The following is a 23,994-nucleotide window of genomic DNA, read 5'->3' as shown; positions in this document are numbered from 1 at the left end:
ATTTTCCCGCAAATTTCCTACAATAATACATCATTTATCATTCATTTTTTACTTCCTCAAGTTGAAGGACATAAACTAATTTGTTGAAAACTAAGCAACTACCGAGTCCTTAGAACTTGGGAACTGCTTAGTTTTTTATTTAGTCAGTTTTCGCATACTATGTTGTTTTAAGGTCGGTATTTTTCGTTCCATTTCGCTACAGACACTTGCTTTCCGCGGGGAGAAAGTCGAGCCTCCTCGGCTTCGCCTGTGGGGTCTCGACTTTTTCTCCACTTCCCGCAGGTTTCAAGTGTCTTTCGCTCCATTGCACTAAAGAAATTTAAATTATATCCAAAAGCAACAATCTTTACGAAAACAGCCAATATTTATCTTTCTATTGGATCGCAAAGTTGTTCAAGATCTGCCATTACTTCTTCTGCTTCTTCCCAAGAATAGATAGAAGCACCCGCAGCCATAGGATGACCTCCACCTCGATATTTCGCTGCAATCTTATTGATAACTGGCCCTTTGGAACGGAGTCTTACACGAATTTGATCTTCTTCCTCTACAAAGAATACCCATGCCTTAATACCACTAATACTTCCTAAAGAACCAACTAGCCCAGAGGCAACACTTGGTGTAACATTGTATTTTCCAAGTATATCTTTCTTAATTACCATAGATCCAACGCCGTTTGGTGAAAGTGTAAAGTTTTGTAGAACGTAGCCACTTAAATGGGCTACATTAACCTTTGTCGTATACAAGTTCTCATAGATGGAGGTGAAATCAAATCCATATTCCACTAATTCACCTGCATATTTGAACGTATGAACATTCGTGCTAGGAAATAAAAACCTTCCAGTATCTCCTACAATTCCTGCATAAATCAGTCTTGCACCCTCTTGATTCAATGTTAACCCTTTATCTTTACCGTATAAATAAAATTCATAGATCATTTCACTTGCTGAACTTGCATTTGTATTAACCCAAAGTATGTCTCCATACGGATCTTCATTTGGATGGTGATCTATTTTTATTAGTAAACTTCCTAAGTGGTATCTGTTATCACAAATTCTTTCTTTATTTGCTGTATCACAAACAATTACTAATGCACCCTCATACATATCATCCGTGACAGTGTCCATCGTTTTTAAAAATGATAGTGATTCTTCTTCCTTACCAACAACATATATGGATTTCTTCGGATAAGACTCCTTTAGAATCTCAGCCAAACCAACTTGTGAACCGTAAGCATCCGGATCTGGTCTTACATGTCGATGAATGATAATCGTATCAAATCGCTCTATTGCCTCTAAAATTTGTTCTTTCATTTACGTCACCTTTTTCTAATTATTACCTTTATTTAAACATAAAGTGCCACTCTTGGAAAAGCAATCGAATAGCTAAAGTGGAAATTACTCAAAAAAAGCTATACAATAGGTTCTGTAAGTCAATTAACTGGAGGAATTATATGCCGATATTTGTTATTATCATCATTTTGTCATTAGCGTTTTATGTATATACAAAAATTAAATATGTACGTGTAAAAGAAGCGATGCATCGTAAGTGGATTTCTGCAAAATCAAGTATCTCTTTAGGTGTTTTCGTTGTTGCATTCTCCCTAAATCAAATGATTATGCAAACAACAACAGTATCTTTGATCATAGGAATAATCCTTCTATTAGTTGGTTGCGGCAGCATTTGGGCTGGTATTAAATCCTATAAATATTATTTACCAAGAGTAATAGAAGAAGCAGAAAATAAAGCATAAATATAAACTTTTCTCCATAGATATGTGTTTTTTGAACAAGCCTTGGTGCTACGGGAGCCTCCGTCGCTATGCTCCTGCATGAGTCTCACCTGTCTCGCTTCTCCCGCAGAAGTCTCGCACCTTCCATTACAATCACATATAACTAAAATCAACAATGTACTTTAACAGAGCCAAATAGCAAAAAACAGGTGTGATACCTAGGTAATAGTACTATCACACCTGTTTTTTATTTTATCGATCGATTAATTGAACCATCATCATCGCTTTCCCTACAATTACTCCATTATTGTATATCGCTACGTCTACTTTACCGAACTTCCGACCTACCTCTAGTACGGTTGGCTTGATCACCATAATACTCTCTAACTGGACAGGTTTAATAAAGTAGATTGTAATATTTTCTACAACTAATTCACCTTTTTTATACGACCTAAGAGCACGACTTCCCCCTTCTGTTACAAGTGTGGTAAATACTCCATATGAAATCGTACCAATATGATTTGTCATTTGTGGTGTTACTTCACATTGGTACACCATTTCTCCTGAAGAATCCATCGTTTCTATGAACTGATTGATGACACTATCATCGATTGTTTGTCCTACCTGTGGTTGTCTTTGAATGACTTGCAGTGCTTTTAGGACATCCTGACGACTAATAATTCCTTTTAGCTTTTGATATTCATCGGTAACTGGAAGAACTTCAATTCCTTCCCAAATCATCATATGAGCTGCTGAAGCTACCGACGTTTTTTCATTAACTGTCATCGGATTTTTCGTCATAATCTTCTCAATGAGAGTAGAACGGTCCACTCCTAATACATCCTTCCCTGTAACCATACCATGCACTTTAAAATTATGATCAACAACTGGGAATCGACTATGTTTTGTTTCACCATTATTCTCATACCATGTATCTACTGTATCATCCATCTTTAAATACACAGTTTCTTCAATTGGCGTTAAAATATCCTCAACAACCACAATTTCTTTCTTTATTAATTGGTCATAAATGGCACGGTTAATCATTGTTGCAACTGTAAAGGTGTCGTAGCTTGTGGAGATAATCGGCAACTTCACTTCATCCGCAAGTTTCTTTACCTCATCATCAGTATCAAAACCACCAGTTATAAGTACTGCAGCCCCTGCTTCTAATGCTAATTGATGAGCATTGGTTCGATTCCCGACAATCAATAGATTGCCAGCACCTGTATATTTCATCATCGCTTCAAGTTTCATTGCACCGATGACGAACTTATTTAACGTTTTGTGAAGACCTTCTCTACCTCCTAAAACAGTACCGTCTACAATGTTAACAACTTCTGCATATGTAAGCTTTTCTATATTTTCTTTTTTCTTTTTCTCAATACGAATTGTTCCTACTCGCTCAATACTACTAACATATCCTTTGTTTTCTGCTTCTTTGATTGCACGGTAGGCAGTTCCTTCACTCACATTTAATTCTTTTGCAATTTGCCTTACAGAAATTTTATGCCCTACTTCTAAATCATCAATATATTGTAAAATCTGTTCATGTTTCGTACTCAAAGATCATCCACCCTTACTTTTTCCTACGTGCCTAAATGGTTATACCTATTATAAGGGTGAATGACCGTCTGTTTCAATGCTCCGCTACAAACTTGCGAACTTTTCGGGCACGTTCCAGGCGTAATTGGATTTTTTTCTTCTTCTTTTCACTATAAAGGAACCCCGCTAAGTTCCCACCAATAACGAAAAAGGCAAGTAGAAACCAGGAAAAAGCAAAGACTCCATCAATACCTGAAAAGTGAATCGTTAGCCTTGGAACAGCGTAATATAACATCACTGCACAGATTAGTAAGCATAGTATTAATCGATTTCTCATTTCCATCCCTCCAGAGCTTGTTCCATAAATATGTATGCTCCGAATCAAAAAAAAGAAGCAAATGAACGAAACATTTGCCTCAAGAAACACTATAATTCTATTGCTTCACCTGGAGTTAAAACTTTACCAATTCCAGATGGTAAACTACCAACAAACACTTCAGGGTCCTGGCTAATAACAGGGAATGTGTTGTAATGAATAGGTACAACAGTTTTTGCGTTTAGCCATTTTGCAGCCAGTAGGGCGTCTTCTGGTCCCATTGTGAAATTGTCTCCAATTGGAATAAATGCTACATCTATTTGATTTAATTCCCCTATGAGTTTCATATCAGAAAATAAAGCTGTATCACCTGCATGATAAATTATCTTTCCTTCAATTGTTAAAAGGATCCCACTAGGCATACCTGTGTAAATAAATTGCCCATCTTCTTCATAAGCTGAACCATGAAATGCAGGAGTGAGTTTTACTTTTCCAAAATCAAATTGATGAGCACCTCCAATATGCATTGGGTGAACATTTAACCCCTTCCACCCTAAAAATTCCGCCAATTCAAATGGTGCCACAACAAGTGAATGATTTTTCTTCGCAATAGAGAAAGTATCTCCTACGTGGTCATTATGTCCATGAGTAAGTAAAATCACATCTGCTTTCACTTCATCTGCTACTAAATCTGTTAGGGAATTCCCTGTAATAAACGGATCAAACAATATTGTCTTATTTTCTGTTTCGACCTTCACAACAGAATGGCCATGATAAGATACTTTCATTACACACTCTCCTTTTATCACAATTATCGACTATTCCCATCTTGTCAAATTTCTTATGTAGCCCATAACCGATTTAATACATATTATAAATTTTTATTCAAAATAATGAAACTAGTAACCACGCTTTATGTAATTTCATAGAAGTTTACACAATCTGTTTACACTGATAAAGTAAAGAATAACAACTCGTATGAAGGAAGTGGATAATAATGAGTAATCAACGAATTCAACAATTTATTAGCTGGATGAAGGCCAAAAACATTTCTGCAGGATTTATCACTTCAAAAGCAAATATCTTTTACTTAACAAAGTTTTACACAGATCCACACGAGCGATTAGTAAGCCTACTTGTCTTTCAGGATGAAGCACCTATTCTAGTTGCACCGAATATGGAACGCGAACAAATTTTGGCTTGTGGCTGGGATAACGAAATTATTGGATACTCTGATACTGATAATCCTTGGGAATTCATTAAGAAGGCTGTTGAAAAGAGAGGAATTTCAGTTCAAACGCTTGCAATAGAAAAAGAGCATATGATTTACCAACGAGCTGAAAAAATTAATGAGATCTTTACTCATCCTACATTCATTTCAGCAGAAGAAAAATTACACGAGCTTCGCATGATTAAAGAATCAGAGGAAATTTCCATATTAAGAGAAGCAGCAAAGCTCGCAGACTACGGTGTAGAAGTTGGGGTTAATAGCATTAAAGAAGGAAAAACAGAATTAGAAGTACTCGCTACAATTGAATTTGAACTAAAGAAAAAAGGCATCCGTGAAATGTCATTCTCTACAATGGTACTGACTGGAGAGAAGACAGCTGCACCTCATGGTAAACCTGGCCTAGAAACAATTAAAAACGGTGACTTTGTATTATTCGATTTAGGAGTTGTGTTAGAGGGATACTGCTCTGATATTACTCGTACAGTCGCACTTGGAAATGTAAATGACAAGCAACGTGAAATTTATGAAACCGTACTGAAAGCTGAGCTTGATGCTCTAAACATCTGTAAACCAGGTCTTGAAATCGGAACAATTGATAAGACAGCTCGCAGCATCATTACGAATAAAGGCTATGGTGACTATTTCACTCACCGTATCGGCCACGGACTTGGAATTGATGTTCATGAATTCCCTTCCATGACTAGCACGAATACAAATACATTAAAAGCCGGAATGACGTTCACAATTGAACCTGGTATTTACGTTCCTAAAGTTGGTGGGGTACGAATCGAAGATGATGTTCTCATTACCGAAAATGGGTTTGAAGCACTGACGAAATATCCGAAGGAACTACAAATTTTATAATTTTCTTGTAAGGTTAGGGGGCCAAACCCTTCTATCCTTTTGTGATCATGGGTTAGGCGCTTGGTTGATGTTGTGGGAGTTATTGTTATTCTGGAAGTAGGAATTACCGAAAGTCTGAAGGGATTACTCCTCTACTACCACAAAAAAAAAGGATGCGAACATCGCATCCTTTTTTCATGTTATAGGTACATTAACGTTTCGCGTGCATCAGCATACTCAAGTCCATGAGACTCCGCTACTGCTTTATACGTAACAAATCCGTTTAATGCATTTATACCTTTTAATAAAGCTTCATTTTCTAAACAAGCTTGCTTGTATCCTTTGTTCGCAATTTGAACTGCGTAAGGAACAGTTACATTTGTTAATGCCATTGTCGAAGTACGTGGTACCGCTCCTGGCATGTTCGCAACTGCATAGTGTAAAACTCCGAACTTTTCATAAGTTGGGTCATCATGTGTTGTGATACGGTCTGTAGATTCGAAAATACCACCTTGGTCGATAGCAATATCTACCACAACAGAACCTGGTCTCATTGACTTGATCATTTCTTCTGTAACTAGCTTTGGAGCTTTTGCACCAGGAATTAATACCGCACCGATGACTAAGTCAGACTCAGCGATTTCTTCTGCTAAGTTTAATGGGTTTGACATTAATGTTGTTACGCTGTTACCAAAAATATCATCCAATTGACGTAGACGATCTGGGTTTACATCTAGAATCGTGACATGTGCACCTAGTCCAACTGCAATTTTCGCTGCGTTTGTACCTGCTACTCCACCACCAATTACTGTTACTTTTCCACGACGAACACCAGGAACACCACTTAATAAAATCCCCATTCCGCCCTTTGGCTTCTCTAGGTATTGTGCACCAATTTGCGCAGACATCCTACCTGCTACTTCACTCATTGGTGTAAGTAATGGCAGTGATCCGTTTGCTAATTGAACTGTTTCATAAGCAATGGCAACTACTTTATTGTCAATTAAAGCTTTTGTTAATTCCGGTTCTGGAGCTAAGTGTAAGTATGTAAATAAAATAAGTCCTTCTTTAAAATAACCATATTCACTTGGAATTGGTTCTTTTACCTTCATGACCATTTCCATTTCCCAAGCTTCTTTTGCTGTCTCTACAATTCGAGCTCCAGCTTCAACGTATTGCTCATCAGTAAACCCTGAGCCCATACCTGCATTCTTTTCTATAAATACTTCATGTCCAAAATTAACAAGGTTTACAACCCCTGCAGGCGTCATCGCGACACGATTTTCATTGTTCTTGATTTCTTTTGGTACCCCAATACGCATCTTTCATTCCTCCTACTATATATAACTCTTAAACCTTTGAAAGACTTGGCTAGCGCCCTATTCTTTCTTAGCTAAAACAAACCGTATTAAATATAACATCAAACGACAATTTATGAAACTATTTTCTCACCAATCATGTAAGTGCTTACAATACTTAATCTTGTCTACCTAATCATTTTTGACAAAACTACTATTTTTAAACAAAAAAAGAGACCGTTCCTACTTGCCCGGCCCCGTCGTATACACTATTGTTGCGTGATATCTTCACTTTTGTCCCAATGCCACGTAAACAAATTTCCGTTTGGGTCAATCCATTTCACAACAAATTTATCAATGGAGGAATAACCATAACGCTCTAGACTTTCCTTTAACTCTTCAACTGTTGGATTTGATGTGACGTTTAGTTCAGCAAAAACCTGCTCAACTTTCTTTTTTGCTTCTTCCCCTTTTGTTACCTTTGAACCAACTTCCCACTCGTAATGGGTTGGATTTTCATATTCATATTCTATTTCTTCTCCTTTATTCTCAAGCGTCACTTTGAATAATAAACTGTTTGTATAATCAGCAGCCATCGTGACATGTTCAAAAAACACAAAGTGCATTGCCAGCATCAATGTTAGCATTACGATTCTCATTTGAATCACCTCAATATTATCTTGAGATGAAAATTACATTTCTATACACACTGTTAGGAAAATATTGGTGTAGTTTGATTATCTACAAAAATAGTGAATGTCGTTATAATAACAAGTAGACAAACACTTTAGGAGTTTTGATATGGAAAAAGAGATAAAGAAGCAAGATATATTTGAACGGTTTGGACTTGAACCTGTTCCGGCAGAATTACTTACAACAAGTTGGTTTGAATATTTCTATATTCAAGTAGCCTTTTCAGTTAATGCAGGTAACTTTTTAGTACCCGCATTAGCCGTGCTCGAAGGAGGATTAACCTTTTCACAAGCTGTATTAAGTACCGTTTTAGGAGCCATTTTTGCATTTTTCTTCGTTTCTTGGCTCAGTTTTCCAGGAGCCACTAACGGAATTCCTGCACAATACGCGATCCGATCTATTATAGGAATGAAAGGGGCTCAGTACATTTCATCACCGATTCGCACACTTACTTCTTTATACTGGTTTTCCGTTCAAACGATTGGTGGAACCTATTTAGTAAAAGAAATGGTAGAACGATTATTCCAAATCTCAATCCCCTTTTACCTTATATCTTTTCTTCTTGCTGCAACTATGTCAATTCTAGCTCTTGTTGGATTTGATTTAATAAAGAAATTAACAAGATATTTTATCCCAATTTTGTTACTAGGGCAGATTACTATTTTTTACTTATTAGTTACATCCGCATCCCCTGTAATTTCAACTATGCATGCTAGTAATGCCTTTTCAGTATCTAGCTTTATCTTTTTCTCAGGATTAACATTCGTTCAGTATGTATCCGGGGTTAGTGCATCATCGGATATGGCTCGCTTTTCAAAATCAAAAAAGCACTCCTTTTGGGGTATTTTTACCGGAAATGTCACAGGATTTACATTAACAGCAATATTAGCGGCTTTTACAGCGACCCGATTCCATGATGTTAATCCATTTGTCGTTTCAACGACGTTAACAAATTCTTATAGTATCCTACTACTAATTTCAGTAACGGCCATTATATCCATGCTTTCTATCAATATGAATAATGCGTATACAGGTGGGTTTAGCCTATTAAATAGTATTCCAAGGCTAGGCAGAATTAAAAGTGCCATAACTTTTGGTGTTCTAGGAATTACATTAAGCTGCTTCCCAACCATTGTGACAGAAGCAAAACAATATATTACTTTATTAGGTGGATTCATCATTCCGCTTTCTGCTGTTATTGTCACAGAGTTTATTATATTTAAGAAAAGTAAAATGGATATAACTGACTTAGAAACCATGTATAAAGAAAATTTCAATTTTAATAAACAAGCTATGATTGCCATCATTCTCGGCATGATTCTCTATTTCTTACTTGAAGAAGCTTACTCACCTGGGATTTTAGTTTTCATGATTACATCTGTTTTTTACACACTATATAAATATGCTAGTATTAAATTTATAACGAAAAAACAGAAATCACCTCTTTCTATGTAAAAGAGCTGATTCACGCAAAAAGGAAGTGACGGAATGAAAGAAAAAGAAACAACATTTTACATACCTCCAAAAGGAGCATTTGAAGAGTTCCAAGATGAAGACCATTATGCAGAAAAGGTTCGAGAATGGGGATTATGTACGACGAAAGAAGTAAAAAAAGAGTTTTGGTATAAAGATCGAATTCACCAGAGGCAAGTAACGATTAAAGGATATGAAGTGTTCGGTGACACATTAGAACAAAATACGATTGTCATCGAATTTCAAGACGGGAATCTTTCATGCATTCATCCCGCCTACTTAAAGGAAATGCAAACATCTAGCTTCGGGAAAGAGCTGATTAAGCTAGATGAGGACGCGATTGATAAATCTGATCAACCTACAATCAAAGAGAAACAAAAAAAATCTACTAGTACGAATGAAACAAAACAAGTCACTAAAGTAAAAAAGGAAAAACCGGCAAAGCTTGTTTTACCTGAAGAAAAGGTACACTTTACAGCAAAAGTGAAACAACTTGCCTTAAGCTGGAATCACTTTAATGAAGAAAACGATGAAGTCATCGTACTAGAGGATGTTCGAATCGAACAAGATGAGCCAATTGAAGTTGGACTAGCATGGTGTAGTCATAGTAAAACATTGAAGAAATTCGAGCTAACAACTGGTCAAGAAATTGAGTTTGATGGAAAAATCGTCAAAAAAAGCTTACCTAAAGGAAAAGATGTAGAAGATGAAAGCCTTCTATTAGATGTAAGTGTCGGTTACAAAGTTAATAACCCTTCTAAAATCGTAAAAAAGTAAGAGAGGCTGGGACATCAGTATTTCAGCCAATGATAAACCCGAACTATTAGGCGATATATTAATGAATCTTTCACCTAATAGTTCGGGTCTTTATTTGTTGCTTTCAATAGATTTTGTTTGATTTTGCATACTATTTATTTTTACAGTATAAGATAGCATAAAATTTTCGAGGGTATCTTACATATAAGTGTATTATTAATCTAGCTCCAGCGCCCAGCCCGCCTGAGGTCAAATAACCCGGAGAGAAGAAAAGGTAAAGTGCACCCTTTTCTTCTCTCCGGAACATTTGCTGTGCCTAAGGCAAAACGGGGCGCTTCCGCCTTTTGTTCTAAACTAGTGGAATGGAGCGGAAGACACTCGACTCCTGCGGGAAGTAGAGGAAAGCGAGTGTCTGCAGCGCAATGGAACGAACTTGTTTTTCTAGCTTAACTGATTAACTTTGTAATTCTTTATAATAAAGAACGGTTGGATGCAATTGGCCCTCTGCAGACATTGCAAACTTCGGTATCTCCCCAACTCGCTGATAATGTAACTTTGTATACAATAAATTGGAGGGATCTCCAGCTCTTGTATCGAGTACGATCAACGTTCTTTTTTCTTCAACCGCTCTCTTCTCCGCATGATTCATGAGCAGGCGACCAATTCCAAGTCGTCTATACTGTGTATGTGTCATTAATTTTGCTATTTCAGCTCTATGTAATCCATTTTCCTTCATGACTAAATGTAATTGAATACTCCCCACAATTTGATCGTTTATTTTGGCAATATATAGAATAACGTTCGACTGCTTTTCTACTTCCTCCCAATAGTTCAATGAAGTCCCTAAAGAAAGTGGTGGTAAAAATCCTATCGAAGCCCCTTCTTCCACAACGTTAATTAATAGTTTACTTAACTCTTCTTTAACATCCATAATATGGACGATCTCTGAAATTTTTATCTCACTTTGCAACTCATCTCCCCCTTACTGAATCAATATACCATTTATATTTGGTAGTTGGTATATAACCTTTATATTCCTTTGTTATACAGGAAGTACCAAGAGTTACATAGATAACTAACACAGTCTTACACAAAATTCGATTCTAATAATCTCCTCCTCATAAGATAATATTTTCAAAAAAACGAAAGTATTAACCAATTGTAAAGAACGTAAAATTATAAACCGATATATTGTTAAGAATTTGTAAATTTTCCACACAAACTCTATTCATCACTTCAATTTTGCGCTATGATTATTTCGTTTGCTAAATTCAATTTAACTGGGCAGTATACATACTAGTATTCTGACAATGCCTTGTAAAATTAGATAACTTATTCGGGGGTATTATTCATGGCTTTCAAAAAGAAAGACAAGTTTGCAGTTCATCTTAGTGAAATTTCAGTGAACTTAAAAGAAGGTGCAAACTTCTTTGCAGATTATAAGTTAAATAATGTTGGAGATCTTAAAATCTTCTCAGAAAAAATGAAAGAAATTGAAACAAAAGGTGATTCATTCGTACACGAAGTTATTAAAGACCTTAACAATGCATTTATTACACCAATTGAGCGTGAGGATATTTTAGCTCTAGCCATGAGTATGGATGATGTGTTAGATGGATTAGAACATACTTCTGCTATGTTCGAAATGTATTCGATCACTCAAGCTGACGAATTCATGTTAAAGTTTGTAGATGCAATCCGTAGTTGTGCTGATGAAATCGTTCTAGCTGTTGAGTTACTTGCTTCAAAAAAATTATTAGAAATCCGCGAGCACTCAATTAAAATCAAAGATTTAGAATCAAAATGTGATGGCATTTTGCGTCAGGCCATTAAGCATTTATTCCATGCTGAAAAAGATCCAATTCGTATTATTCAATATAAAGAGATTTACGAAGAACTAGAAGAAATCGCTGACTACTGTCAAAAAGTTGCGAACACGTTAGAAACTATTATTATGAAGAATGCGTAAGGAGCTTATCCATGGATACAATACTTATTTTAACTATATTAATTGTCATTGGAGCCTTGGCATTTGATTTCATTAACGGGTTCCATGATACGGCAAATTCCATCGCTACTTCAGTCTCGACAAAAGCTTTAAAACCGAGACACGCTATTATCCTAGCAGCGGTTATGAACTTTGTTGGGGCAATGGCGTTTACAGGTGTAGCAAAAACGATTACTAAAGACATTGTCGATCCCTTTACACTTGATAATGGTTCTCTCGTTATATTATCAGCATTATTAGCTGCCATTGCTTGGAATTTAATTACTTGGTATTACGGAATCCCCAGTAGTTCATCCCATGCGTTAATCGGTTCCATTGCAGGTGCAGCAATTGCTGCCGCAGGATTTAATGCTTTGAACTATTCAGGTTTTTTAAAAATCCTACAAGCACTTATCATTTCACCATTACTTGCATTTGCAGTTGGTTATATCGTTTATAGCATTTTTAAATTAGTATTTAAAAATAATAACTTATCTAAAACAAATCGTAATTTTAGATTAGTACAAATCGCAACAGCTGCCCTGCAATCATTTACACACGGTACTAACGATGCACAAAAAGCTATGGGGATTATAACTATGGCATTAATCGTTAATGGTTATCAATCATCTGATGATATTCAAACATGGGTACAAGTCTCTTGTGCGCTAGCAATGGGTCTAGGTACTTCTGTAGGTGGTTGGAAAATTATTAAAACTGTCGGTGGGAAAATCATGAAGATCCGTCCTGTTAACGGAGTTGCAGCTGATTTAACTGGAGCTGCTGTTATTTTTGGGGCTACCTTCATCCATTTACCAGTTAGTACAACACACGTTATCTCATCTTCCATCTTAGGGGTAGGTTCTGCTCACCGTTTAAAAGGGGTTAAATGGGGTACTGCTCAAAGAATGTTAATTACATGGGTCATTACGTTACCAATCTCAGCTACTTTAGCAGGTCTTTTCTACTTTATATTAAATTTATTCTTCTAAACTAAAGAGTCAGCTTGTCTGACTCTTTTTTGTTCTTTCTTCTACCCCTTTATCATATATTACTTTTACACCCTTTTTAAGGATCGATAAAATGGTAAAGGAGGTACACCTGTGACAAACTTAGAGATTTTTGCATGGATTATCATCATTATGCTAGGCGGTGCCTATATCACATCTATTCTTCTTCTCATTAAAAAACCTAAAATGAAACAAAGAGATGATGATAAATAATCTTTTTATTTGTTCAAGTTATTCACCTAACAAAAACATCTGTTAAAATGATAGTGGAGGTGAATGAACTTGATTCATTTTGAAGAAATATTTATCAAAAAATCAACGTCATTGGGTGGCGGTTCTAAAGAACTGGTAGTTCATGCGAAAACCGATACAGATACATTTGAATTTATTATGTTCCAGCCTGCTGAAGGTGCAGAATGGTTGTTAGATGAACTGGCTTATATATATTATAAAAATGATGAAAGCAACGCTTTGCAAATTTTTATACAACCAAATCAGTTCAAAGAATACCAAGCATACTTAGTAAATCATCCTATCGTCCATAGTAGCTAAAACTAACAAAATGAGAAACCAGCTTATCCCCTGTGATAAGCTGGTTTTTTGATATCATTTAATTTCTTCATGTTGCGGATCATGTTCCCCAGTTACTGTATAATCATACCCGCTTTGATACGCATTTGTGATTTGATCCATAATTTCTTTTTCCCCAGCTTCGTCATAATAAAATGAAAACGTATCTTTCTTCTCTTTACTCATGATGATCACTCCTTTCTATTATTGTTTGCACAGCAGCTTCTGATATGCTCTACAACTATCGGAAATAGATGGTATTAGAAAGTAGTAAGATTTTTGTGTAAAATGGATGTATCGGGATATGGGGGAATAATCATGACAAAATATTTTTTATTAGATAATCGCCTTGGAATAGAGCTACCACATTTTGAACAGACGTGGGAAGAATATAGTGATTCGGAGCAACAAGAGATATTAACTAACTGGGAAACAATACGCGGTAAGATTCCTGATCGTATCGCAGAGCTAGAATCCATTATAAATGAAAAACAGCATCAGCTTGGGGAAGAAGATGACTTCATTCAATCATGCATCCTAAATTCAGAGATATCTGATTTAGCTTCAATAATAAATGATTTATGGTTATGGTATCGACTTAACCAAAACGTTACAGGTAGAACACACTTCTAAATATAAAACGGCCAGGATTTTCCTAGCCGTTTTTTTATATTTTGACTTTGTTTTTAACGAAGGTTACTTGTTAACACAGCCTACTTTTTTAATTCTCTTACTACATGCTGTAATTCTGGCAAGACTAATTTTTGCATCGCAAGCCTTACAGCACCCGTAGAGCCTGGCATTGCAAAGATACCAGTACGGTTTCTTGTACCTGCAACTGCACGAGACATAATCGCTGCAGAGCCGATATCTTCTGTATAGCTTAAATGTCTAAAAATCTCACCAAATCCTACGATTTCTTTATCAAATAAAGGAACAATTGTCTCAATCGTAACATCTCTTTGAGAAATCCCTGTGCCCCCATTTAGTAAAATCATTTCAACATCTTCAGCCTTACTTCCACTTATAACTTCATCACGGATTTGGCTTACCTCATCTTTTACAATTACATGATTTACAATTTGATGGCCAGCATCAAGTAAAAGGTCTTTTATTAAATGTCCACTTTTATCTGTTTCCAATGTTCTTGTATCACTTACGGTTATAATTTTACACCTAACAAATTCAGGTGCTTCTGTTTTATGTTCAATCAAACTCATCCATGTCATCCTTTTCTGTTAAGTAACGCAGCTGATAAAAGTGATGTGCAAACTCAGTTACTTGTTTTGTAAACGAATAATTGACTCCTGCTCCAATGCCGATTCCGACTAACGGAATACCCTGTATTAACTTCCTTTTTGCCAATAGAATAAACAAGCCTTTTGCTACTTGTTTTAAAGGAAGGCCAAGCCATGTTTTGTCAGTAATGACTTCATGCTCGTCGTGCCAGAAATACGTATCTTTATTTACCTTAATTCCTTCTAATAATTTTCTCCATTCTTTTCCTTGTAAATGTTTTGGTAGCGTAGAGATATGAAACACTTTAAAAGATATCATCATTTCATACGGACTATTTACCTCATATCCATATATAACCGATAACAACTGGACAATTCGCAGGTTGATGGCGATGATAAGAGGTAGATCAGCAGCCATAAAGAAGATACCCCCTGATCCTGTTAGCCCACCTTGTGTGAAGGAATATAAACGATGCTTCGCAATTTCCTGTTCAGCATAATAAATTAAGCTCTCAATCGGTAGTGACCTCAAATCTTGAATCTCTTGGATATAAGGATAGCTTGCTTGTGCTGATTTTACTATTCTTTCTTTTGCCTCTTTTTGGACACTAGTGCTCTGGATAATGGCATGTAGATGAAACAACAAGCTATCTAGTGTGGCATAGAATATTTTTTGTTGCCGCTCAGGAAGCTTATCAAATGTATAATCAATCCACTTCTCGTAGGAACGATTGATTTCTTTTTCTTGAAGGTAGAGCTTGTTCTCCCATACGCGAATCTCCTCTAATAAATGGCGTTCTCGTTTGGTAAGCATGAAACTCCCTCCTTCATCATTGATTAGTATATCATATGGCTTTATTACCCAAAACTTACCGGTATTAATCTTTGTAAAGGTTGAAAATGAGCGATTCCTCAATTATTAGCTTATGTCATGAAACGAAGTCATTAAAAAATGGGCCCGTTTCTAGGACCCATTGTCTCTATACTCCTGTTAATCTAGATACATCTCTTGCAATCATCACTTCTTCATTTGTTGGGATAATTAATACCTTAACAGGCGAATGTGGATAGTTAATAAACGCTTCTTCTCCACGGACTTTATTCAATGTTGGATCCCAATAGACGCCCATGAATTCTAATCCTCTTAGCACTCGTGCACGAATGACATCACTATTTTCACCAATACCCGCGGTGAAAATAATCGCATCTACTCCATACATTCTTGCTGCATAGGAACCAATATACTTATGGATTCTACTAGCAAATACCTCTAATGCTAGCTCAGCTCGTTCATTTCCCTTTTCTGCTTGTTGTTCGATATCTCGAAGGTCGCTTGAGAAACCTGATACCCCTAAAATTCCACTTTTATTGTTTAGGATCGCTAACACTTCATCTGCTGTATTCCCGGTTTTTTCCATAATAAAAGGAATTAAGGCAGGGTCAATATTTCCTGATCTTGTTCCCATTGCAACGCCAGCAAGTGGTGTAAAGCCCATTGATGTATCAATTGATTTCCCTCCTTCAATTGCCGCAATACTTGCCCCATTTCCTAAATGACAAGAAATTAATCTTAGCTGTTCAATTGGTCTACCTAATAGATCAGCAGCTCTTTGGGATACGTATTTATGTGATGTCCCGTGGAATCCATATTTACGAATTCCGTACTTCTCATAATACTCGTAAGGTAAGCTATATAAAAATGACTTTTCCGGCATTGTTTGATGAAATGCTGTATCGAAAACGGCTACTGCTGGTACATTTGGTAGCACTTCACGGAATGCTTTAATTCCTGTTATATTAGCTGGGTTATGTAATGGTGCAAGCTCAGATAAATTATCAATTTTATCTAGTACTTCATTCGTTATTCTTACACTATCACTAAATTCCTCTCCTCCATGCACAACACGATGACCAATTCCGTCTATTTCATCAAGGCTATTTATGATTGATAGACTAGTTAATTTATCTAATAACAACTTAACTGCTACTGCATGATTTGGAATATCTGTAACTTCTTGATTCTTCTCACCATTAACGGTGATTGTAAATACACTATCAGGCAATCCTATTCTTTCAACTAATCCCTTTGTCACAACAAATTCACTCGGCATTTCAAAAAGTTGAAATTTTAACGAAGAGCTACCGGCATTAATCGCTATAATTTTAGACATAAAATTGATACAACTCCTTAATTTATCTTTCTGTGCATAACTATGTATTTTGTCTTAGGTTTTTCATTAACACCAACATTTAAACACCGAATAAATAAGTTTTCAATGTTTATCTATTATTGGTAACGCTTCCTATATAAAGTAATTATATTCAGAACAATTGTATAGTTTTATTTATTAAAAGAGCTTGGCTTGCACCAAATTCTTGTGCGCAGGCGATAGCCTAGTATTTTTTAAGCAATCAGAATTCGGGATATAAATTCTGATAAGCCAAAAAAGGTCCCACCAATGTGAGACCTTCGAAAGGTTAGTTTAAATCTTCAGTTGCAAACCATTGATCAATTCTCTGAACCATTCCTTCCATTGCCTTCATATTTGAAAATGACGGAAGCTCAGCTAAAAGTGCTTGCTTTGGCAATTTAACCTCTGGACCTTGCTTTTGTAGAATAAGGATACTTTTTGCATGTTGCTCTTTTTTGAACATCGTTAAAGGCAATTGAAGCATACCTATTATGGCAGCATGCTTTTTGATAAATTCATGCAACTTAGCCGCCTGTTCCCCTTCAAATAATGAATTAGGGATGAGGAATACAAGCTTTCCTCCTGGTTTTGTGTAGTACACACTTTGCTCAATAAATAAATAGTGAGCGAATGAATGTCCCTCTTCACTATGTAAACCGAACTTTTTTGCTCCTATATCATTGGGATAGTAACCTACAGGTAAATCGCATACGACTAGGTCAACTGGATCGACAAACAAGTCTTGCAGGGCATCTTTTTTAAACAATTCAATGTGATGTTCTTGCAAGTTAGCTTGAATAAAAGCAAGTTTCACAAGTATATCATCTACTTCCACTCCAAATGCTTGTACCTCTTTATTCGGTATGTGATTCATTACGGCAGTTAATAAATTTCCTGTTCCAATAGCTGGATCTAAAATAGTTAGATTGTCCTTCTTGCCCACAAGTTTATTTACTAAATATCCTATAAATAAAGAAACGGCATCTGGTGTCATGTGATGATGAGCTTGAGTCGCTTCCTTCATACCTTTTAAGACAGCAAGCTGAAATCCTTTACGGATTTCTTCTTTAGACAAATCATTAAGGTTAATTGAACTATATTCTTTTTCAATTCTTTTACAAAGTACTTCGTTATGTAAAATGTCTTCTTGCATGACTTGGCCTTCAAACAGATTATCTCCAGTAAACCCTACAGCTTCAAGATATGAAGTTTGAAGTTCTTCTTGTAGTAATGTTGCTGATTGGTTGATCACTGTAAATAATTGTTCTACCTTTGTTATTCCCATTGTTCTTCCTCCCCGAAAAAACAGTATGTATAGCACAGACTTATAATTATTGTTTGATTCTTGATATATCAGACATGTTATAGATGCACTATTTCTTTTTTCATACAACTTTAAACTATGTAAAAAACGCCCCGTTAGCCGAGGCGCAAAACCGATTGCATGGCATGTATCAATTTACTTTGCAGCTTTAGCTGCCTCAATTGCAGTTTCATAGTTAGGGTGATTTGTTGCTTCACTAACATATTCAACATGCGTCACTATGTCATTACTATCAACAACAAATACTGCTCTAGCTAATAGTCTTAGTTCTTTAATATGTACTCCATATGCTTCACCAAAAGATAAATCACGGTGGTCAGATAATGTTACCACATTTTCAAGTCCACTAGCTCCACACCATCTCTTTTGAGCAAACGGAAGGTCCACGCTTATTGTTAAAACCTTTACATTGTCAATTGTAGAAGTTTCCTCGTTAAATCTGCGTGTTTGTGCATCACAAACTCCTGTATCTACTGAAGGAACAACACTAATTAATCGAACAGATCCTTTAGTATTCTCTAGAGTAACAGGTGACAAATCATTGGCTAACACGGTAAAGTCAGGTGCTTTATCCCCGACACGAACTTCATTTCCTACTAACGTAACCGAATTTCCTTTAAACGTAATAGATGCCATGAACAATTCCTCCCTAAGTTTGCTTAGATTCATACCAATTCTACCCACAAAATTAAGGAATTGCAAATATATGAATCACAAAATAATAAATATTACATGCTGTAAAACATGTTTATGATATGCACTCACTGATGTACTTTTACAGAAAGCGTGTGTTCCACGCCTTAGCCCGGGATATCTATTTTTTAAGAAGAGCTTCCTCTTCGTTACCTCCTAGTGCGTGAGTATCCTTCTCCCCACTTTCAACATACAAATCGCAACTTTCTGCTTCATTTTGCTTGTTTTACTTTCTTCACAGATCAATTCCTATTACATTCTGGAATGAATTCGGATTTCTTATCGGCGATTTGAATACTTTTCCGGCGAAATTTACTCATTCAGGCGATTTTCGAGAGTTTATCGGCGAAATTCAATCGTTTATCGGCGAATTCTACGAAATTATCATCGATTTTGATCTTATATCAACTTTTACATTTCTTTTTCGGCGATTCCATCCTCTTTTCAGCGAAACGTCACTTAACAAAAAAATAAGTTAACCCAGAAGGTTAACTTATTTAGAAGTCTATATTTTGTTTTTGATTATCGTTGTTTTGGTAATCATTTTTTTGATTACCATTATCTTGGTTATTCTTTTTGAACATTTGTTGGATTTTTTCTACAGCTTGTGGTGCAACTTCTAAAATCTTTTCATATAAATGTGTGCTTTCATCTAAATGAAGCATCTTCACTCCTGAAGCATTCACAATTAAGAAAGCAATTGGTGTAATGGAAACTCCTCCACCACTACCTCCTCCGAAAGGAAGTTTAGGTTTCTCTTGGTCTCCTTTTCCGCCACCTTCAACAGAAAATTCACTACCACCCGCTGCAAAGCCGAAGCCTACTTTAGATACAGTTAAGATTACACTTCCATCTGGTGTTTCCACTGGATCACCAATAATGGTGTTTACATCAATCATCTGCTTTAAGCTTTCCATCGCAGTTTGCATTAGACCTTGGATTGGATGATCAGACATAATTAATTCCTCCTACGACAATGATTTCTCAGTATTTTTCGCTTTCAGAATGGATGGACCATTGTTAAGTGTCGGTTTTCCACCCTTCCAAAATTTAACGATTCTAATTCCTGCTAGAATAGCATTCCCGATTCGAAAAGAAATGATACACTTTATTTGAGTTTGAGAGTAAACTTGCAGAAACAATGGTGTAATGCTCATCTCTGGCACTTCCTTTAGTCTCATATATCGACTAATGAGTCCTATAATACTACCTTTAAGAGCCCAACCTGCTCCGACTAGCACCCCTGTTAATGCCGCATCTCCAATACCAAAATTCGTATGCCACTCGAGTTTATGTACCCTTACTTTACTAAAGAACTTACTGACGATTCTATGTAGTGAAATAACGTGCTGCAAGATTTCTTTTGTATCTTTGAAGCTATTTAATATTTCTTGAGCTGTAAATTGCTTAGATTTCGGTTCCTCTTTTTCTTTCTTTTTAGCAACGACTATACTATTCGTCTCTTGGTCTACACGAATTAAAGGGATATTCAAGGTATAACGAAATAACCATACACGAAACTTAATGGTTAGTTGGTCATCATCCTTCTTATGTGAAAAGGAAATTGTAATATGTAATTTGGAGATGAGAAGTAAGATTAGAAATAGGAGAAGTCCTCCAACAATATATAGCCAAATCAACTAAGATGCACCTCGCTCGGTACTCAGTATCACCTACCACAAAAAAAATAAACCTATTCCTGAAAAAATATGGAATAGGTTTATTTTGTCGTTAATTATCACTAAATCGTTCTAATACAACACTCGTATCTGCAAACATATCATGAATACCTTGGTTTTTCGTGCTAAAGGCAACAACTAGAAAACCGATAAAGAAAATGGTCTTCGATATAAATTTCCCGACTACCTCTCTAAAGATCACGGTAGACCAGCTTAAAGTATCATGTCCTTTTAAATCGACAACTTTTAAACCAAACAGCATCTTTCCGAGAGTTTGTTTAAAAAACTTTGTTAAGAGTACGAAATAGATATACATAGTTAATGCCGTTAATATGGCAATCGGTGCAAACATACTTGTTTTCTCTAGCGGAAAATCGAACAACTTAAATATCGGATAAATCAATATTTGATTAATGCTCGCAACGACTAATAAATCTAATAAATATGCCCATAATCTCATCCAAAATCCAGCGTAAAATAGCCTTTTTTCTATGGGATTGAACTGATCAGTTTTCTCTGTTTCATTTACTTCATTCGTATAAATAGGTGTAACCATGTTCTCCCCCTATTCTTGATACATATACATTGGTCTAGGAGCATTAGGCTGACTTAATAGCTTTGTTAAACCGATTAGTTCTATATCATCTGAGAATATTTTTTGTGCACTCATCGTTAGGAAGGAAGAGAAGCTTGTTCCTACTTCATATTGCACAACAGATGCATCTTTTAACTTGTAGTCTTTCTTTAATCCTTCAAGGGCATCATCCCAGAAACCATGTGCATCAATTAAACCTAGTTCTAATGCTTGTCGTCCATCATAAATACGTCCATCTGCAATCTCACGTACTCGGGCATCTGAAAGGTTTCTTCCCTTTGAAATGACACCAACAAAGCCGTCGTAAGAGTTGTTTATCATTTCTTGAAGTATTTGTCGTTCAGGTTCTGTCATTTCGCGAGTAGGGTTCATAATATCCTTGTACGGTCCACTTTTCACCGTATCATATGTCACACCATATTTCTCAGCTAATCCGCTATAATTTAAGCTTTGAAAAATAACGCCTAATGAACCTGTTAATGTTTCAGGACTTGCATAAATTTTATCGGCAGGTGCTGAAATATAATAGCCACCAGATGCTGCCATGCTTCCCATTGATATGTATATTGGTTTCTTAAAATCCTTTTTAATATCTGTAATGCGGTCATGAATTTCTGCGCTTTCTACAACACCACCACCAGGTGAATTAACGCGTATTAAAATTCCCTTTACAGAGTCATCTTCTCCAGCTTGATCAAGCATTCGTAAAAAGGCCTTATGGTTGTAGCCTGCTGTTTCAAAAATGGACGATACATCCCCAGTATCCATAATGGCTCCATTCACATCCAGAACGACAATCTTCTTATCTAAGCTTTTACCTTTCTCTATAACTGTCTCTACGTAAGTATCATCCATTGCGAACAAATCATTCGAAAATGGCATGTCACCAAATGCAACCGTTGTTGCCACTTCAATAATTGCTGAGAAGAAAAACAACCCTACAGCAACTCCAAGTGCTATCCAACGTTTACTACTCATAATAATTCCTCCTTCTCGGGCAAACTATCTCTAGTTTATAATGATTTTCCATTTTGATTCATAACTAAGCATATAATATGATGCAGAAATTTACTATTATTTAACTATTGACTGAATATATTGGGGGTTAACAAAATGGCTTTAAATCGTCGTAATATCTATCTTTTTTATAAGAGAGAACCTGAACTACTTCCACATGTAGAACAATTGAAAGAATTAGCTTTATCACATAATTTCTCTATTGTTAAAAGCCATACAGAAGCTAACATTATTGTCAGTATTGGTGATGACGGAACATTTCTACAAGCTGTCAGACAATCTGGATTTCGAGATGACTGCTTATACGTTGGACTAACAACACACTCAACATTGAGTTTATATTGTGACTTCCGTATTGAAGAAAAAGAACAAATGATCTTTGCTATGACAGAGAAACAAGTAGAAGTCAGAAGATATCCAATCATTGAGGTTTCCGTTGATGACTCTACATTCTTTTATTGTTTAAATGAGCTATCGATCCGATCAAGTATTATTAAAACATTTGTAATGGATGTATGGATTGATGACCTTCACTTTGAGACATTTAGAGGAGATGGGATGATTGTTGCAACTCCGACCGGTAGTACTGGTTACAATAAATCGGTAAATGGCTCTATCGTTGATCCAATGCTTCCCTGCCTTCAAGTGAGTGAGCTCGCATCTGTAAACAATAATAAATATCGCACGTTAGGTTCACCCTTTATTTTAAGTGAAGCTAGAACTCTAACTCTAAAAGTCATTCAGGATGGCAATGACTATCCAATTATAGGTTTAGATAATGAAGCACTAAGTATTCAACACGTTGAACAACTAGTCGTCAAACTGTCCAATAAGCGAATAAAAACCGTAAAACTTAAAGATAACTCCTTCTGGGAAAAAGTTAAACGTACATTCTTATAAGGTACTTTCCGTAAGCATGGTTGCTATTTATTAAATTGTGGACATTATTAATTGTGGCTATTTTCATAAACATGTTGCTATTTACCAATCTAATTACATTTAAAAATTCATATGTGATATTCATTGCTTTGACGAAAAGCTGCACCATAACCTATCTAAAATTTCGTAATTCTTGACTTGTTCAAAAACCAACAAGCAGTTCGAAAACAACCTTAATTAATATTAACGACTTGATTCTTGACTAGCTTTAAGCAAAAACAACCTTTATAACAGGTAAGAAGCACTGAAAATACGGTGCTTCTTTTTTTACGAATGAAAACTTATATGGTTTCATCTAAAATTCATTATTTAAAAAACGACTCTGGATACAACAATTCTCCGCTTACCTTCAATAAATCACCTTCTCGTAATTCCTTCACCATAAAAACGTCATTTGGCACGTTATATTGCTTCAAATCAAACTGATAATCTCGTCCAGGCTTAAATCCAAATCTCGGATAATATGACGGATGACCAATTAAAAAGACTAAACCATATTCTAATTCCTTACTTCTCCTTAATCCTTCTTCTATCAGAGCAGAACCTATACCGGATTTTTGCATTTCAGGATTGACAGCAATAGGGGCTAAAACTAATACTTCTGTCTCTTCATTACCATCCTTTAACGTTGCCTTACTAATTAATAAATGGCCAACAATCTTTCTATCCAGTTCAGCAACGAGTGATAATCCGGGGATGAAGTTATCTGATTTTCGAATCCTCTCAATTAAACGTGATTCATCTTCTCTTTTACCAAAAGCTTTGTAATTCAAGTTAAACACCTCTTGATGGTCATGTGGATGTTCTGTTCTAATCTTCATTTTTTCGCTCCCCCATTAATAGTTGATTTCATTTTAACATTCTTC

Annotated in this window: 27 protein-coding genes; 9 read left to right on the top strand and 18 right to left on the bottom strand. The window is 35.9% G+C overall.

Translation table 11 applies throughout. The features are described from left to right. Nucleotides 1-365: 365 nt before the first annotated feature. Nucleotides 366-1,310 (bottom strand): DHH family phosphoesterase, encoded by a 945-nt coding sequence (locus tag JR050_RS07270; protein ID WP_204202856.1) that lies wholly within the window; start codon nucleotides 1,308-1,310, stop codon nucleotides 366-368. 140 nt (nucleotides 1,311-1,450) lie between these two features. On the opposite strand from JR050_RS07270, the gene JR050_RS07265 reads away from it, so the two are divergent. Next, the gene (locus tag JR050_RS07265) at nucleotides 1,451-1,750 is read left to right on the top strand and encodes a YtpI family protein (RefSeq protein WP_204202855.1); all 300 of its coding nucleotides are present in this window, start codon (nucleotides 1,451-1,453) and stop codon (nucleotides 1,748-1,750) included. Between the two features lie 231 nt (nucleotides 1,751-1,981). On the opposite strand, the gene JR050_RS07260 is transcribed toward JR050_RS07265, so the two are convergent. From JR050_RS07260 to JR050_RS07250, 3 genes are all read right to left on the bottom strand, one after another. Next, nucleotides 1,982-3,295, bottom strand: a complete 1,314-nt coding sequence (locus JR050_RS07260) for a DRTGG domain-containing protein (protein WP_204202854.1) — start codon at nucleotides 3,293-3,295, stop codon at nucleotides 1,982-1,984. A gap of 73 nt (nucleotides 3,296-3,368) precedes the next feature. Further along, on the bottom strand, nucleotides 3,369-3,611 hold the full coding sequence (locus tag JR050_RS07255; protein ID WP_204202850.1) for a hypothetical protein: 243 nt from the start codon (nucleotides 3,609-3,611) through the stop codon (nucleotides 3,369-3,371). 89 nt (nucleotides 3,612-3,700) lie between these two features. Further along, a complete protein-coding gene (locus tag JR050_RS07250) occupies nucleotides 3,701-4,378 on the bottom strand; it encodes a metal-dependent hydrolase (RefSeq protein WP_204202848.1) in 678 nt (225 codons plus the stop codon). Nucleotides 4,379-4,587: 209 nt separating this feature from the next. On the opposite strand from JR050_RS07250, the gene JR050_RS07245 reads away from it, so the two are divergent. After that, complete coding sequence (locus JR050_RS07245) at nucleotides 4,588-5,685, top strand: M24 family metallopeptidase (RefSeq protein ID WP_204202847.1); 1,098 nt, start codon at nucleotides 4,588-4,590, stop codon at nucleotides 5,683-5,685. A gap of 179 nt (nucleotides 5,686-5,864) precedes the next feature. Here JR050_RS07245 and ald read toward each other — a convergent pair whose 3' ends face one another. Together ald and JR050_RS07235 are read right to left on the bottom strand one after the other, a co-directional pair. Further along, a complete protein-coding gene (gene ald / locus JR050_RS07240; RefSeq protein WP_204202845.1) occupies nucleotides 5,865-6,986 on the bottom strand; it encodes an alanine dehydrogenase in 1,122 nt (373 codons plus the stop codon). A 245-nt stretch (nucleotides 6,987-7,231) separates the two neighbouring features. Further along, on the bottom strand, nucleotides 7,232-7,621 hold the full coding sequence (locus tag JR050_RS07235; protein WP_204202844.1) for a hypothetical protein: 390 nt from the start codon (nucleotides 7,619-7,621) through the stop codon (nucleotides 7,232-7,234). Between the two features lie 142 nt (nucleotides 7,622-7,763). On the opposite strand from JR050_RS07235, the gene JR050_RS07230 reads away from it, so the two are divergent. Then, nucleotides 7,764-9,110, top strand: a complete 1,347-nt coding sequence (locus JR050_RS07230) for a purine-cytosine permease family protein (protein ID WP_204202842.1) — start codon at nucleotides 7,764-7,766, stop codon at nucleotides 9,108-9,110. Between the two features lie 33 nt (nucleotides 9,111-9,143). After that, entirely contained in the window at nucleotides 9,144-9,905 is a 762-nt protein-coding gene (locus JR050_RS07225; protein ID WP_204202841.1) for a hypothetical protein, read from the top strand. A 433-nt stretch (nucleotides 9,906-10,338) separates the two neighbouring features. On the opposite strand, the gene JR050_RS07220 is transcribed toward JR050_RS07225, so the two are convergent. Continuing rightward, nucleotides 10,339-10,815, bottom strand: a complete 477-nt coding sequence (locus tag JR050_RS07220) for a GNAT family N-acetyltransferase (RefSeq protein ID WP_204202912.1) — start codon at nucleotides 10,813-10,815, stop codon at nucleotides 10,339-10,341. Between the two features lie 420 nt (nucleotides 10,816-11,235). On the opposite strand from JR050_RS07220, the gene JR050_RS07215 reads away from it, so the two are divergent. From JR050_RS07215 to JR050_RS07205, 3 genes are all read left to right on the top strand, one after another. Continuing rightward, the gene (locus tag JR050_RS07215) at nucleotides 11,236-11,853 is read left to right on the top strand and encodes a DUF47 domain-containing protein (protein WP_204202840.1); all 618 of its coding nucleotides are present in this window, start codon (nucleotides 11,236-11,238) and stop codon (nucleotides 11,851-11,853) included. An 11-nt stretch (nucleotides 11,854-11,864) separates the two neighbouring features. Then, nucleotides 11,865-12,863, top strand: coding sequence for an inorganic phosphate transporter (locus JR050_RS07210; protein WP_204202839.1), 999 nt, complete (start codon nucleotides 11,865-11,867; stop codon nucleotides 12,861-12,863). 300 nt (nucleotides 12,864-13,163) lie between these two features. Beyond that, the gene (locus JR050_RS07205) at nucleotides 13,164-13,433 is read left to right on the top strand and encodes a hypothetical protein (RefSeq protein WP_204202837.1); all 270 of its coding nucleotides are present in this window, start codon (nucleotides 13,164-13,166) and stop codon (nucleotides 13,431-13,433) included. Nucleotides 13,434-13,487: 54 nt separating this feature from the next. Here JR050_RS07205 and JR050_RS07200 read toward each other — a convergent pair whose 3' ends face one another. Continuing rightward, a complete protein-coding gene (locus JR050_RS07200; RefSeq protein WP_204202835.1) occupies nucleotides 13,488-13,637 on the bottom strand; it encodes a hypothetical protein in 150 nt (49 codons plus the stop codon). A gap of 132 nt (nucleotides 13,638-13,769) precedes the next feature. On the opposite strand from JR050_RS07200, the gene JR050_RS07195 reads away from it, so the two are divergent. Beyond that, complete coding sequence (locus tag JR050_RS07195; RefSeq protein ID WP_204202834.1) at nucleotides 13,770-14,084, top strand: hypothetical protein; 315 nt, start codon at nucleotides 13,770-13,772, stop codon at nucleotides 14,082-14,084. Between the two features lie 80 nt (nucleotides 14,085-14,164). Here JR050_RS07195 and JR050_RS07190 read toward each other — a convergent pair whose 3' ends face one another. The 9 genes from JR050_RS07190 to sppA form a co-directional block, all read right to left on the bottom strand. Then, the gene (locus tag JR050_RS07190) at nucleotides 14,165-14,671 is read right to left on the bottom strand and encodes a MogA/MoaB family molybdenum cofactor biosynthesis protein (RefSeq protein ID WP_204202833.1); all 507 of its coding nucleotides are present in this window, start codon (nucleotides 14,669-14,671) and stop codon (nucleotides 14,165-14,167) included. Next, nucleotides 14,658-15,503, bottom strand: a complete 846-nt coding sequence (locus JR050_RS07185; protein ID WP_204202832.1) for an EcsC family protein — start codon at nucleotides 15,501-15,503, stop codon at nucleotides 14,658-14,660. Before JR050_RS07185 ends, JR050_RS07190 begins: the two co-directional genes overlap by 14 nt. A 166-nt stretch (nucleotides 15,504-15,669) precedes the next feature. Next, on the bottom strand, nucleotides 15,670-16,860 hold the full coding sequence (locus JR050_RS07180; RefSeq protein WP_204202831.1) for an acetate kinase: 1,191 nt from the start codon (nucleotides 16,858-16,860) through the stop codon (nucleotides 15,670-15,672). Between the two features lie 307 nt (nucleotides 16,861-17,167). Next, on the bottom strand, nucleotides 17,168-18,166 hold the full coding sequence (locus tag JR050_RS07175) for a class I SAM-dependent methyltransferase (protein ID WP_204202830.1): 999 nt from the start codon (nucleotides 18,164-18,166) through the stop codon (nucleotides 17,168-17,170). Between the two features lie 174 nt (nucleotides 18,167-18,340). Then, nucleotides 18,341-18,841: a thiol peroxidase gene (tpx, locus tag JR050_RS07170; protein ID WP_204202829.1), complete on the bottom strand. Its 501-nt coding sequence runs from the start codon at nucleotides 18,839-18,841 to the stop codon at nucleotides 18,341-18,343. Nucleotides 18,842-19,395: 554 nt separating this feature from the next. Then, nucleotides 19,396-19,854, bottom strand: coding sequence for a GerW family sporulation protein (gene ytfJ / locus JR050_RS07165; RefSeq protein ID WP_204202828.1), 459 nt, complete (start codon nucleotides 19,852-19,854; stop codon nucleotides 19,396-19,398). Between the two features lie 12 nt (nucleotides 19,855-19,866). After that, on the bottom strand, nucleotides 19,867-20,538 hold the full coding sequence (locus tag JR050_RS07160) for a DUF2953 domain-containing protein (protein ID WP_204202827.1): 672 nt from the start codon (nucleotides 20,536-20,538) through the stop codon (nucleotides 19,867-19,869). 91 nt (nucleotides 20,539-20,629) lie between these two features. Continuing rightward, nucleotides 20,630-21,133: an RDD family protein gene (locus JR050_RS07155; RefSeq protein ID WP_204202826.1), complete on the bottom strand. Its 504-nt coding sequence runs from the start codon at nucleotides 21,131-21,133 to the stop codon at nucleotides 20,630-20,632. A gap of 9 nt (nucleotides 21,134-21,142) precedes the next feature. Continuing rightward, nucleotides 21,143-22,150, bottom strand: a complete 1,008-nt coding sequence (gene sppA / locus JR050_RS07150; protein WP_204202825.1) for a signal peptide peptidase SppA — start codon at nucleotides 22,148-22,150, stop codon at nucleotides 21,143-21,145. A gap of 135 nt (nucleotides 22,151-22,285) precedes the next feature. Between sppA and JR050_RS07145 the strand changes: the two genes are divergently transcribed. Beyond that, nucleotides 22,286-23,089 (top strand): NAD kinase, encoded by an 804-nt coding sequence (locus tag JR050_RS07145; RefSeq protein ID WP_204202824.1) that lies wholly within the window; start codon nucleotides 22,286-22,288, stop codon nucleotides 23,087-23,089. A 344-nt stretch (nucleotides 23,090-23,433) separates the two neighbouring features. Here JR050_RS07145 and JR050_RS07140 read toward each other — a convergent pair whose 3' ends face one another. Next, nucleotides 23,434-23,949, bottom strand: a complete 516-nt coding sequence (locus JR050_RS07140; protein ID WP_204202823.1) for a GNAT family N-acetyltransferase — start codon at nucleotides 23,947-23,949, stop codon at nucleotides 23,434-23,436. Between the last annotated feature and the right edge of the window lie 45 nt (nucleotides 23,950-23,994).

Source organism: Bacillus suaedaesalsae (assembly GCF_016890225.1).
In the GTDB taxonomy this organism is placed as follows: Bacteria; Bacillota; Bacilli; order Bacillales; family SA4; genus Bacillus_BS; species Bacillus_BS suaedaesalsae.
Note: the sequence above shows the minus strand (reverse complement) of the source record. Positions and strands in the feature narration are given on the sequence as shown.

Coding starts and splice junctions, on each gene's coding strand:
- JR050_RS07270 (WP_204202856.1), bottom strand. CDS start 1,310: ATGAAAGAACAAATTTTAGAGGCAATAGAGCGATTTGATACGATTATC.
- JR050_RS07265 (WP_204202855.1), top strand. CDS start 1,451: ATGCCGATATTTGTTATTATCATCATTTTGTCATTAGCGTTTTATGTA.
- JR050_RS07255 (WP_204202850.1), bottom strand. CDS start 3,611: ATGAGAAATCGATTAATACTATGCTTACTAATCTGTGCAGTGATGTTA.
- JR050_RS07250 (WP_204202848.1), bottom strand. CDS start 4,378: ATGAAAGTATCTTATCATGGCCATTCTGTTGTGAAGGTCGAAACAGAA.
- JR050_RS07245 (WP_204202847.1), top strand. CDS start 4,588: ATGAGTAATCAACGAATTCAACAATTTATTAGCTGGATGAAGGCCAAA.
- ald (WP_204202845.1), bottom strand. CDS start 6,986: ATGCGTATTGGGGTACCAAAAGAAATCAAGAACAATGAAAATCGTGTC.
- JR050_RS07235 (WP_204202844.1), bottom strand. CDS start 7,621: ATGAGAATCGTAATGCTAACATTGATGCTGGCAATGCACTTTGTGTTT.
- JR050_RS07230 (WP_204202842.1), top strand. CDS start 7,764: ATGGAAAAAGAGATAAAGAAGCAAGATATATTTGAACGGTTTGGACTT.
- JR050_RS07225 (WP_204202841.1), top strand. CDS start 9,144: ATGAAAGAAAAAGAAACAACATTTTACATACCTCCAAAAGGAGCATTT.
- JR050_RS07220 (WP_204202912.1), bottom strand. CDS start 10,815: ATGGATGTTAAAGAAGAGTTAAGTAAACTATTAATTAACGTTGTGGAA.
- JR050_RS07215 (WP_204202840.1), top strand. CDS start 11,236: ATGGCTTTCAAAAAGAAAGACAAGTTTGCAGTTCATCTTAGTGAAATT.
- JR050_RS07210 (WP_204202839.1), top strand. CDS start 11,865: ATGGATACAATACTTATTTTAACTATATTAATTGTCATTGGAGCCTTG.
- JR050_RS07200 (WP_204202835.1), bottom strand. CDS start 13,637: ATGAGTAAAGAGAAGAAAGATACGTTTTCATTTTATTATGACGAAGCT.
- JR050_RS07195 (WP_204202834.1), top strand. CDS start 13,770: ATGACAAAATATTTTTTATTAGATAATCGCCTTGGAATAGAGCTACCA.
- JR050_RS07190 (WP_204202833.1), bottom strand. CDS start 14,671: ATGAGTTTGATTGAACATAAAACAGAAGCACCTGAATTTGTTAGGTGT.
- JR050_RS07185 (WP_204202832.1), bottom strand. CDS start 15,503: ATGCTTACCAAACGAGAACGCCATTTATTAGAGGAGATTCGCGTATGG.
- JR050_RS07180 (WP_204202831.1), bottom strand. CDS start 16,860: ATGTCTAAAATTATAGCGATTAATGCCGGTAGCTCTTCGTTAAAATTT.
- JR050_RS07175 (WP_204202830.1), bottom strand. CDS start 18,166: ATGGGAATAACAAAGGTAGAACAATTATTTACAGTGATCAACCAATCA.
- tpx (WP_204202829.1), bottom strand. CDS start 18,841: ATGGCATCTATTACGTTTAAAGGAAATTCGGTTACGTTAGTAGGAAAT.
- ytfJ (WP_204202828.1), bottom strand. CDS start 19,854: ATGTCTGATCATCCAATCCAAGGTCTAATGCAAACTGCGATGGAAAGC.
- JR050_RS07155 (WP_204202826.1), bottom strand. CDS start 21,133: ATGGTTACACCTATTTATACGAATGAAGTAAATGAAACAGAGAAAACT.
- sppA (WP_204202825.1), bottom strand. CDS start 22,150: ATGAGTAGTAAACGTTGGATAGCACTTGGAGTTGCTGTAGGGTTGTTT.
- JR050_RS07145 (WP_204202824.1), top strand. CDS start 22,286: ATGGCTTTAAATCGTCGTAATATCTATCTTTTTTATAAGAGAGAACCT.
- JR050_RS07140 (WP_204202823.1), bottom strand. CDS start 23,949: ATGAAGATTAGAACAGAACATCCACATGACCATCAAGAGGTGTTTAAC.